This window comes from Bacteroidales bacterium, assembly GCA_018334875.1.
Taxonomy (GTDB): domain Bacteria; phylum Bacteroidota; class Bacteroidia; order Bacteroidales; family UBA12077; genus JAGXLC01.
This window is the reverse complement of record JAGXLC010000018.1, coordinates 17,801-29,769: the sequence shown is the minus strand read 5'-3', so window position 1 is coordinate 29,769 and position 11,969 is coordinate 17,801. Positions and strand designations below refer to the sequence as shown.

General features: G+C 41.0%; 8 protein-coding genes. 4 read left to right on the top strand and 4 right to left on the bottom strand.

Annotated features, from left to right (window positions below; all coding sequences use genetic code 11):
* The 4 genes from rfbD to KGY70_03105 form a co-directional block, all read right to left on the bottom strand.
* Positions 1-831 (bottom strand): dTDP-4-dehydrorhamnose reductase (rfbD, locus tag KGY70_03120; protein ID MBS3774157.1); only part of this gene is annotated, 831 nt, incomplete at its 3' end.
* A gap of 97 nt (positions 832-928) precedes the next feature.
* Positions 929-1,483 (bottom strand): dTDP-4-dehydrorhamnose 3,5-epimerase, encoded by a 555-nt coding sequence (rfbC, locus tag KGY70_03115; GenBank protein MBS3774156.1) that lies wholly within the window; start codon positions 1,481-1,483, stop codon positions 929-931.
* Positions 1,484-1,486: 3 nt separating this feature from the next.
* Positions 1,487-2,374 (bottom strand): glucose-1-phosphate thymidylyltransferase RfbA, encoded by an 888-nt coding sequence (rfbA, locus tag KGY70_03110; GenBank protein MBS3774155.1) that lies wholly within the window; start codon positions 2,372-2,374, stop codon positions 1,487-1,489.
* Positions 2,371-3,309: an SDR family oxidoreductase gene (locus KGY70_03105; protein MBS3774154.1), complete on the bottom strand. Its 939-nt coding sequence runs from the start codon at positions 3,307-3,309 to the stop codon at positions 2,371-2,373. Before KGY70_03105 ends, rfbA begins: the two co-directional genes overlap by 4 nt.
* A 134-nt stretch (positions 3,310-3,443) precedes the next feature.
* On the opposite strand from KGY70_03105, the gene KGY70_03100 reads away from it, so the two are divergent.
* The 4 genes from KGY70_03100 (at position 3,444) to KGY70_03085 (ending at position 11,926) form a co-directional block, all read left to right on the top strand.
* Positions 3,444-5,213 carry a hypothetical protein gene (locus tag KGY70_03100; protein MBS3774153.1) on the top strand — a complete coding sequence of 590 codons (1,770 nt, stop codon included), beginning with the start codon at positions 3,444-3,446 and terminating at the stop codon, positions 5,211-5,213.
* Positions 5,214-5,360: 147 nt separating this feature from the next.
* Positions 5,361-7,442 carry a hypothetical protein gene (locus tag KGY70_03095; protein ID MBS3774152.1) on the top strand — a complete coding sequence of 694 codons (2,082 nt, stop codon included), beginning with the start codon at positions 5,361-5,363 and terminating at the stop codon, positions 7,440-7,442.
* A 262-nt stretch (positions 7,443-7,704) separates the two neighbouring features.
* The gene (locus tag KGY70_03090) at positions 7,705-10,161 is read left to right on the top strand and encodes a carboxypeptidase-like regulatory domain-containing protein (protein ID MBS3774151.1); all 2,457 of its coding nucleotides are present in this window, start codon (positions 7,705-7,707) and stop codon (positions 10,159-10,161) included.
* Positions 10,162-10,405: 244 nt separating this feature from the next.
* Complete coding sequence (locus KGY70_03085) at positions 10,406-11,926, top strand: DUF4301 family protein (GenBank protein ID MBS3774150.1); 1,521 nt, start codon at positions 10,406-10,408, stop codon at positions 11,924-11,926.
* Positions 11,927-11,969: the final 43 nt, after the last annotated feature.

Sequence of the window (11,969 nt, the reverse complement as noted above, 5' to 3'; positions counted from 1 at the left end):
ACTCTCCTTCCAGTATGGAATGGTGATGCCGAAGTCATTTTTGATCTTTGCTTTGTTGAATACGCTGTAATGGGGGCGTTGGGCGATGGTAGGCCAATCCTTGCTTTCGATGGGATGGATGGTGCAGGAAGTTTTTTCCTGCTCAATGATCTCCATGGCCAGGTCATACCAACTGCATACGCCTTCATTGGCGAAATGATAGATACCGCTTTTGAATGAATTTTTTTGTTTTTCCAGTATTTTTAATATGCTTTCGGCCAGATCCCCTGCATAAGTAGGATTCCCCACCTGATCGTAAATGACCTTCAGCTCATCTCTTTCTTTTGATAAGCGGGAGATGGTTTTGACAAAATTTTTGCCGTACGGAGAATATAGCCAGGCCGTTCGGATGATGATGCCGGCATCACGCTCCAATATCGCTTTTTCGCCGGCTTGTTTGCTTTTACCGTAAATGCTTTGAGGCGATGGATCGTCGGTTTCTTTATAAGGCAGGTAATGCCGGCCGTCAAATACATAATCGGTAGAAATGTGAATCAGTTGGATATGGTTTTCTGAGGCTGTTTCTGCCAGGTAATTCACTGCTTTGTCGTTAATCAGGAAAGCTGCTTCCCGGTTTTCTTCGGCACCGTCGACATCTGTAAAAGCTGCACAATTGATGACCGCATCAAAACGATGCTTCCGGATGAAGTCTTCCAACGCCTTTTTATTGGTAATGTCCAGATCCTCCACATCGGTGAAGCGAAAACGGAAATCAGCATACACCCCTGTCTTCTGAAGGTCTTTTAATTCGCTGCCCAGTTGTCCGTTGGCCCCGGTAACAAGAATGTTCATCTGTATATTTTTAATTGATTTATTGGTCCGATCAAACTTATCATGTACGTTTTACAAGAATAAAAATGAATTATAGGTTTATAATTCCTTATGGGTATCAGAATGAAAAGTTCATGTCTGCGTGTTTCAGCTCCGGCAAATTTTGGTCTTTTTCTGAAACGACAGTCTTTTCGGGATCTATCCTCCAGTCAATCTTCAGTGACTCATCATGGTAAAAAATCCCCCTTTCGGATTCGGGATGGTAGAAATCGTCGCATTTATAAAACACAATGGCCGAATCACTTAGAACTGAGAAACCATGGGCAAATCCTTTTGGGATGAGCATTTGTTTTTTGTTCTCCTCTGAAAGCTCAATCCCGTGCCATTGACCAAAGGTAGGGGAGCCTTCCCTTATGTCCACCGCTACGTCAAATATTTTTCCTGTAATTACCCTTACGAGCTTGGCCTGGGCGTGGGGTGCAAGCTGGTAGTGCAAACCTCTGATGGTACCATAGGTGGAGAGCGATTCATTGTCCTGAACGAATGGATATTTCAGGTCGTGTTCAAGGAACTTCCTCTCATTGTAACTTTCGAAAAAGTACCCCCGATTGTCTTCAAATACCCTGGGGTTTATTACAAGCAGATGGGGTATGTTGGTTTTTTCAATTTGCATGATTTATTTTTTTGGGGGTTGAAATTCCTGCCGGGCCAGTTTAAGCAAATACTGGCCATATTGGTTTTTTTTGAGTTGTTCACCCAGATGTTGCAATTGCTGCCTGTCTATATATCCTTTATAAAAGGCAATTTCTTCAAGACAGGCTATTTTTAGTCCCTGTCGTTTTTCTATGGTGGATATGAAGTTGGCGGCCTGAAGCAGGCTGTCGTGGGTGCCGGTATCCAGCCAGGCCATGCCCCGCCCCAGCAGTTTGACCTTCAGTCTGTTTTCTTCCAGATACAGTCTGTTTAGGTCTGTAATTTCCAGTTCGCCTCTGGCGGAAGGCTTGAGGGATTTGGCTTTCTGTACCACATCATTGCTGTAAAAATACAAACCCGTTACTGCATAATTGGATTTAGGCTTCTCCGGTTTCTCTTCGATGCTCAGTACATCACCTTTTTCGTTGAAATCGACTACCCCGTACCTTTCGGGATCGTTTACGAAATATCCGAAGATTATGGCTCCGTCCTCCAGTTTGGCGGATTCCTGCAACAACTGACTTAAGTTATATCCATAGAAGATATTATCGCCCAGTATCATACAAACCGAATCATCTCCTATGAACCTTTCCCCAATGATAAAAGCCTGTGCCAAACCTTCGGGAGAAGGCTGAACCTCGTAGGAGAGTTCCAGGCCTATCTGACTCCCATCACCCAGCAAGTCCTTATAGAGATTAATATCTTTCGGACTGGATATAACAAGAATTTCCCTGATCCCGGCAAGCATAAGCACCGAGAGGGGATAATAGATCATGGGTTTGTCATAGACCGGTATGATCTGTTTCGAAATGCTTTTCGTCAGCGGATAAAGACGTGTGCCGGCTCCGCCGGCCAGAATAATGCCTTTCATTTTTCCAGTTCTTTTTTAAAATATTCAATGGTTTTTTTCAATCCGGATTCCAGGTCAATGTGGGGTTCCCATCCCAATATATCATAAGCTTTTGTGATATCGGGCTGCCTTTGAACCGGATCATTTTCAGGCAAAGGGTGAAAGCTCAACTCCGATTTTGAATTGGTAAGTTCAATAATTTTATTCGCAAGTTCTATCATGGTAAATTCACCAGGATTGCCAATATTAACGGGATCAATGTTGTTATCGCCACTGTTCATCAGACGAATCAAAGCTTCCACCAGATCGTCGATATATTGAAAACTTCGTGTTTGTTTGCCTTCTCCGAATATTGTAATGGGTTCGTTCTTCAGTGCCTGAATGACGAAGTTTGAAATGACCCGTCCGTCGTTGAGGCTCATTCTTGGGCCATAAGTATTAAATATCCGGGCTATCCTGATGTTTACGTTATTCTGCAGATTGTAATTGACGAACAGGGATTCGGCACACCTTTTTCCTTCATCGTAACAGGATCTTTTACCAATTGGATTTACATTACCCCAATAATCTTCGGTTTGCGGATGGATGGTAGGATCTCCATAAACTTCACTGGTTGAAGCCTGCAGGATTTTGGCTTTAATTCGTTTGGCCAGACCCAGCATATTGATGGCTCCCATTACCGAGGTTTTAATGGTTTTTATCGGATTGTACTGGTAGTGAACCGGTGAAGCAGGACAGGCCAGGTTATAGATTTCCTCTACTTCTGCATAGTATGCCTGGGTAATGTCGTGCCTGATTATTTCAAAGTAGGGGTTATTCATTAAATGAACGATGTTTTGTTTTGAACCGGTGAAAAAGTTGTCCAGGCACAGCACTTCGTTGCCTTCATTGAGCAGGCGTTCACAGAGGTGAGAGCCTATGAATCCCGAGCCGCCGGTTACAAGTATTCTTTTCATGCTAATTGTTGTTGGTATATCATAAATAGTAAATAATGAGGACAAATATAATTTTTATTGGGAAAAATAACTGGGTTTTGCGAGGAACATTTTGTTTCCTGTATCGTATGATTGGTTTTTGAAAATTATGTTTTATGAGCAAGAAGCGTATCTTCCTTACCCTCTGTATTATCTTGTTTTGGGCTTTCTTCCGTGTGGCCTATTCCCAACAAAACGATGGAGTTTTATTGCTTAAAGGGGTGCTGGAAAAAATGGTTGAAGAAGACTATGAGCCCCTCCCCGGAGCCAATATTGATGTATATCAAAACTCCCAAAAAGAAAAGACGCTTACAACAGGCCAGGAAGGCTTGTTTCAACTGGAAATGGATTTGAACAAGGAATATACCATAGCATTTTCAAAGGAAGGATATGTAACCAAGAGAATTTTTGTCAACACTTCATTGCCGGAGGATGATGGGGATCAATGGGAAGTGGAATTTTCAATAGGGTTGTTTGAGATGTATCCCGGACTCGATGTTTCTGCTCTTGAAGCCCCCATTACAAAGATAAGATATATGGAGCGGGAAAGAAGTTTTGGGTACGACCGGGAATATACTGCCCGGATGAAGAACAAGGTGGATAAAATCCTTGCCCAGCTTAGGAAACTCAAGGAGGAAGCTTACAAGAAGCTTATAAGAAAGGGAGATCAACATTTTGATAATAAAGAATACAAGGAATCGATTCAGGCTTACGAAAGCGCCCTTGAAAGGCGGCCCGATGAGCGCTATCCCGAAAGGCAGATAGAACGGGCGAAGGAACTTCTGGAAGAGCGCAAGGAAAGGCAGGTTAAATATAAAAATGCCGTGGCAAAAGCCGATGCTTTATTTGAAGATGAAAAATATGAAGATGCACGGACAATTTATCAAGAGGCGCTTAGCTACGACCGTACCAAATCTTATCCCAGTGAACAGATTGATGAAATTGAAAGAATTTTAGAGAAAAGAAAAGCTGAAAAACGTGCTGAACAGGAGAAACAGGGAAAGTATGAAAGCCTGATTGCCGAAGCCGATAGCCAATTTGACGAGGAGCGATATAAGACATCCAAAAACAATTACCAGGCAGCGCTTGATATCAGGCCTGAGGAAGAATATCCGAAGCAGCGGATAGAGCTGATCAATGATCAACTTGCCAGGCTGAAGGCTGAAAAAGAAAAAAGGGAACAGCAAAACGAACGGTACCGTGAAGCGATCAATACCGCAGATCAGCTCTTTCGGATGGAGGAGTATGAGGATGCCAGAATTGCATTCAATCAGGCATTGAAAATCAAATCCGATGAAGCTTATCCGGCCGTTAAGATCAATGAGATCGACAGTATTCTTCAGGCCCGGAAGGAAAAAGAAAAGCAGAAAAAGCTCGATCGCCGGTATGCACAAGAGATAGAAAAGGCTGATGCACTATTCAATGATAAAACTTATGCGGATGCCAAAACCCATTACAAAAAAGCGCTTCAAATTAAACCGGAAGAGGTTTATCCAAAAAAGCGTATACAAAGGATAGAGGAAATATGGCAGGATATGCAGGCTTCAGCGGACAGCCAGAACGCAAGAGAAACTGAAAATAATAGTGAAAACAGCGATAACGAGGAAAAGAAAGTGGAAAATGGGCCTCCCTCAATGGATTTTGATAATAGCAATGAGAGAAAGAAGTTTCAGAATGATCTGGCAAAAAAATACCCCGAAGGCATTACGGTGGAACATTATGATCTGGAAAAGCGGAAAATTAAACGGGTTATTGTCAATTATGATGGTATAGCAACCGATTACCGGAAGGTTAAGCATTCATGGGGAGCTACTTATTACTTCAGAAACGGACAGGCAATTTCCGGGGACGTGTTTGATGTGGAAACAAGAGAAAAGGATCAGTAATCTGATTATACTTTTCATGGATGGCTTCCTCTTATAAGTGAATACGCATCGTTTCATCCGAAAGCAATAAAAAGACATTGATTTGATTGCTAGTAACTTTTGTCAGAATCATACGTATTAAATAACAAACAAAAATGTCCCTTAACAATGACTTATAAGAGCTGGCTTTTGACAATATGCATCATTCTAATCGGTTTTGTCCATCAGAAGGCTTATTCAAATCAGGCGGATGGGAAGTTGATAATACAGGTTAGGGTCGATAAAGGTTCGGAATCGTTGCCTAATGCTCAAATAATTGTTTATAAAGATTTCCGTAAAGAAAGAATCGTAAGGACGAATAAAAAAGGTATCTTTACTTTGGAATTGGATTTGAATAAAATATATACTCTGGCATTTTCAAAACCGGATTATGTTACCAAGAAAATTAAGGTTAATACTAATGTGCCGGGAAATAAAAGAAATACATGGCAGCTTGGTTTTTCTGTAGGTTTGTTCAAAATGTATCCCGGTCTGGATGTTTCAGCCCTGGAAGGTCCCGTAACAAAGATCAGGTATAAGGAGGAAAGAGAAGATTTTGGCTATGATGAACGTTACACTGCCATGATGATGGAGAAGGTGGATAAGATTCTCGCCCAACTCAAAAGGCTTCGCGAGAAAGCTTACAGAGACCTTATCCAAAAAGGGGATAAACATTTTAATCAGAAGAAATATCTACTATCTCTTGAATTTTACCGTAGGGCGCTCAGTCAGAAACCGGATGAAGAATATCCCCGGGAGAAGATTAAAAAGGCTCAGGAGCTACTAAAAAACAATTTAAAGTATCAAAAACTCTACAGAAAGGCTATAGCAAAAGCCGATTCTTTGTTTAAGCAAAAAAGTTATGAAAAAGCCCGTTCAACTTATTTTGAAGCGGTGAGATATGATCATTCAAGGGAATATCCGGTTGAACAGATTGGTAAGATCGACAACATCCTGAAAAAACGATCTGAAGGAATATCTACTGACAAGATAAAGGAAAGATATCATCAATACATTGAGTTGGCTGATAAAAAATTTAGAGAAGATAATTTTGCCCCGGCAAGAATATGTTATCGGAATGCATTGGGAGTTTATCCAGATAAACGCTATCCAAAAAAACGGATAGACACAATTAATCAAATATTGGCCAAAAAGGCTCAAAGCAAGGCGAAAAACAATAAATATCAGAATTTGATTGATCGGGCCGACGAAAGGTTTTCGGAAAATCAATACAATCAGGCTAAAAAATTATATAACATGGCTTTGGATATTATGCCGAATAGGGCATATCCGCGCAATCAGATTTCATATATAAAAGATGTGCTGGAAAGAAACAGAGCGGTTGACAGAAAATACAAATCTTTTATTGACAAGGCCGATGAATATTTTTATTCCGGTATGTACTGGCTGGCAAGAAATGCTTATAAGCATGCGATGAAAATCAAACCGGAGAAAGATTATCCCCGCCGGCGGATTGGTATGACCAATGGTATCTTACAATCAAAGCACCGTCAGGAGAGATATCGATACACCATCGCAAAGGCTGATCAACTTTATGATCAGCAGAGTTACCAGGCCTCACTCAAAAAGTATGAGGAAGCTCTTGATATTAAACCAAGCTCTGATTATGCCCAAAACAGAATTAACAGAATTAATGATAAACTGGCAGGGTTGAGGGCTGAGAAGCAGAAAAAGCAAAAGCCTGATAACCGGTACAAAAAAATTATAGAAATGGCTGATCAGCTTTTCCGGTCCGGGGAATATGAAGAAGCGAAAAGCAATTATCAAAAGGCAAAGGATCTTAATCCCGGCGAAAACTATCCGGAAAAACGACTGGGAGAAATAAGGGAGTTACTGGTGAAATCTGATGAATCCGGAAAATCGGATAAAATGAGTGAACAAAAAACAAAAGAAGTAAAAGAAAGTAAAGAAAAAGAAGCAGAGCAGACACTCCCGGAAATGAATTTTACAGATGATGATGCAAAAACTTCCTATTTTGAGCATTTGGCGGAAAAGTATCCGGAAGGTATTACAGTGGAGCATTATAGTTTAGACAGACGTGAAATTACACGGGTTATTGTCAATTATGATGGTATAGCAACCGATTACCGGGAGGTTAAGCATTTATGGGGAGCTAGTTATTACTTCAGAAACGGCCAGGCAATTTCCAGGGACGTTTTTGATGTGGAAACACGTGAACGGGATCAGTAGCAGAATTGTAACAGGTTGCTAATTTGGACAAGCCAAAACGGAAACACATTAAATTCCTTGAAAGCATCCTGTTTGGTTTTGGCTTGGCCAAATTAGGTATCTGTTAACTAAGAGGAGAAAGTAGGTGATAATCCTGTATTTAATTGAACAGCACGTTCTTTATATTGGTATTTTTTTGCTTTCCTTTCTGATGGCCAAAATATTTGCCTGTTTTGTGCGTTAAAACTAATTGAATTGTTGTGCAGCACTAATTTATCGGTAAATGCTCTACAGGTTCCTGATTTTATTCCTAATTTTTTATATATTTCCTGTTGCTCTGAGCGCACAGCAAGAAGATGTTCTGTGGGGACGGGTTATTAATTATCAGAATGAGCCTGTTGAAAATGCACATGTCCGTTTTAAACACTCCGCTGTGGGAACACTCACGGATGAACAGGGGGAGTTTCAGTTGCGCCTGCCCGGACAAGCCGGTAAACATGATTCGTTATTTATTTCCCATGTCAGCTATCAAAGCCGGGTGGTTGCTATAGACTCATTTAGCAGGGAGAGGCCCATGGATATCCGGTTAAAATTATTTACGGAAGATCTTGATCAGGTAGAAGTGAGAAGCAAGCTTCATATGGATCAAAATTTGATTCGAATCGATCCGGAAAATTTTAAGATGCTGCCTTCCAGCAGCGGGAAAGTGGAATCCATTATACAAAAAATGCCGGGTGTGGCTTCCAGAAATGAGCTGAGTTACCAGTATGCGGTGCGGGGCGGCAATTATGATGAAAACCTGGTTTATGTTAACGGTATCGAAATTTATAGGCCCATGCTCGTACACACCGGTAAACACGAAGGACTGAGCTTTCTTAATTCAGATATGGTTTCCTCCCTTAATTTTTCAGCCGGTGGATTTCAGGCCCGCTACGGAGATAAGATGTCTTCCGTGCTGGATATCCGGTACAATAAACCTGAAGAATTCTCGGGTGATATAGAAATGAGCCTGCTTGGAAGTTCCTTGCATCTGGAGGATAAGCCGGGAGAAAGATTTACCTATAATGTCGGTTTTCGGTATAAAACCAATCAATATTTGTTGAATTCCCTAGATGTGAAAGGAGACTACAACCCCAGTTTTTATGATCTGCAATCCTACATGACCTATGAGGTTACGAATCGTTTGAATCTTGAATTTCTGGGCAACTACAGTCTGAATCGGTATACATTTGTTCCCCAAAGCCGGCAGACTTCCTTCGGGACAATTGAGAATGCCCTGAATCTGAAGATATATTATGAAGGACAGGAGGTGGATGCTTTTGAAAATTATACGGGAGCTCTGGCCGCTAAATATAACCCATCCGGAGATATACAACTGCGTTTGATTGGCGCGGCCTATAATACCAATGAATCGGAAACCTATGACATACACGGAGAATATTATCTGAATGAACTGGACAAATCGGTCGGTTCAAAGACTTATGGAGATAGCATTATGAATATCGGTGTGGGGGGATACCTGGAACACGCCAGAAATTATCTGAGAGGAAAAGTATATACCCTTTCTCATAAGGGTAAATGGAATGAAGGGAACAATCTCATCAGATGGGGTATCAAGTATCAGCGGGAATTCATCCGGGATGAATCCAATGAGTGGAAATATGTAGATTCTGCGGGCTATTCCATTCCCTATTCGAAAGATGCCGTTAATCTTTACCATTCGCTTCAGGCAGATAATTCAATAAATTCCAGCCGTTTCACATCCTTTTTGCAGAATACCCATCACCTGATCTCCGGTAAAGGGGATTGGTTTTTCAACGCAGGAATAAGAACCCATTACTGGAACTATAACGGTGAATTTTTGATAAGCCCCAGAATCAATGTAGAATTTGAACCTTTGATCAATAAGAACCTGAAGTTTCACTTTGCCGGGGGTTATTATTTTCAGCCGCCTTTTTTCAAGGAAATGAAAATGAATAATGGGAATATCAACCCGGATATCAGGGCACAAAAATCTCTGCATTTTGTAGTGGGCTCCGAATATGACTTTACCGCGTGGGGCAGGCCATTTAAATATTCAGCGGAATTATATTATAAACATATGAACAGGCTTATACCTTATAAAATAGATAATGTGAGGGTGAATTATGCCGGAAGAAATATGGCCAGAGGATACGCCACCGGCATTGACATGAAGGTTAATGGTGAATTTGTCCGTGGAGTGGAATCATGGGCCAGCCTGGCTGTTATGCAGACCAGGGCCGATATAAAGGGCGATTCCTATATCAATAATGAAGGCCAGGTAATTGAGCCGGGATCTTATCCCAGGCCAACCAACCAATTGCTTAATTTCAGTATGTTTTTCCAGGATTATATACCTCATTATCCATCGTATAAGCTACAACTGAGTGCCCATTATGGCAGTCCCCTGCCATTTTCGCCACCAGATACCCCACGTTACGATAAAATCTTCTGGATGTCTTCATACAGAAGGGTCGACATTGGGTTTTCAAAGCTTATTAAGGGGAAAGGGGAACACTTTGATAGGTCTAATCCGCTTCATTACATAGAATCACTCTGGCTGGGCATTGAAGTGTTCAATCTCTTGGACATAAACAATACCATTTCTTATCAATGGATTAAAACGGTGAGCAATCAGCAGGGAAAATCCGGGCTGTATGCTGTGCCTAATAGCCTTACTTCGAGAAGGCTTAATGTGAAGCTTTTGCTGGAGTTCTAAGAGACTGAGGTATGATCTTTTATGTAAATTGCTAGGAAATTTATACGACTCTGAAAAAAGCTACCTGACTCTGATTATAGTACTTAAAATCAAGCTATTAAAAATTTGTTTGTAGCTATAGCTGAGGTAAGAATAATTCGGGTTGGAAAACCATACCAGGTTTTTATAAATTTTTACATGCAATACATAATCATTTCATTCAAATACAATAATTTTATGACTTAAATAAAAAATGGTTTAAAAAATGGAAGAGCTGACAAACAAAGATATTGAGCAGATACGGCAAAAGGGATTAGCGGAAAAAGATATAGAAAAACAGGTTGAAAATTTCAGAGCGGGTTTCCCTTTTGTCCCGTTGGTGAGGGCAGCAACTCCAAACGACGGTATCATTCGTCTTGATCAGGATTATATTGATAAGTTCAAAAAAGGATATGGCGAATCGGTCAGAAAAAACACAATCCGGAAGTTTGTACCTGCTTCAGGGGCTGCGAGCAGAATGTTTCAATTTTTGTTTGAATATCTGGAGGATGAAACTTCCAATTCCGCAGAAGTTGAAGAATTTATAGGGAATATAGAGCATTTTGCATTTTATGAAGATCTGAAAGCCTCCCTGGCCAGAAAGGATATTAGCATAGAAAATGCCATCCCGCGGAAGGATTATGCCACCATTATCAGAGAGCTTTTGGAAACTGGCGGATTGGATTGCGCTCATTTGCCGAAGGGGTTGATTAAATTTCACCGTTACCAGGATCATTCGAGAACACCCGTGGAAGAACATATGGTAGAGGGTGCCAATTATTCAATAAATGCAGATGGTACCGTTCGAATCCATTACACGGTGCTTCCGGAACATAAAGAGAAGTTTGAATCTCATGTCATTTCCAGTTTACCGAATTATGAAAAATTTTTACGGGTGAAATTTCAAACCGATTATTCATTTCAGGATGAGTCGACCGACATGGTGGCTGTGGATATGAGTAACCGACTTTTCAGAAATCCGGATGGGACTCTGTTTTTTAGGCCCGGCGGACATGGGGCGCTTCTGAATAACCTCAATAAGCTCAATGATGATCTGATCTTTATTAAGAATATCGATAATGTGGTTCCTGATAAATATAAGGTGGTTACCTACGATTATAAAAAGGCCCTTGCCGGATTGCTTGTTGAATATCAGGCTAAAATTTTCAAGTACCTGAAAGAGCTGGAAGATAAACAAAATTTATCCCTCAGGAAGCTTGAGGAGATGTTGAAGTTTTTGAAAAATACTTTACATTTTAATCCCCCGGATGATTTGGATGATTCAAATCCTGAGGTTTTGGCCGATTATCTGTTCCGAATGTTTAACCGGCCTCTAAGGGTTTGCGGGATGGTTAAAAATCAGGGTGAGCCGGGAGGAGGACCATTTTGGGTAGAAAATCCGGATGGAAGTGTGTCCTTACAAATTGTTGAAAAATCCCAGATTGACCTGGATGATGTGAGCCAAAAAGCCATCCTGGAAGACTCCAACCATTTTAATCCCGTAGATATTGTTTGCGGTGTAAAGGATTACAGGGGCAGAAAATTTGATCTTTTAAAATTCAGAGAGCCTTCTGCAGGTATCATCACACATAAATCCAAGGATGGTAAACCCCTTAAAGTACAAGAGCTTCCTGGCTTATGGAACGGGGGAATGGCTTACTGGAACACCGTTTTCGTGGAAGTTCCCCAGATCACTTTTAACCCCGTGAAAACCGTTAATGACCTGCTCAGGGATGAGCATCAATAACCTTATTGAGTGGAGTAGCATATATTTTTTCCATGATTAATGG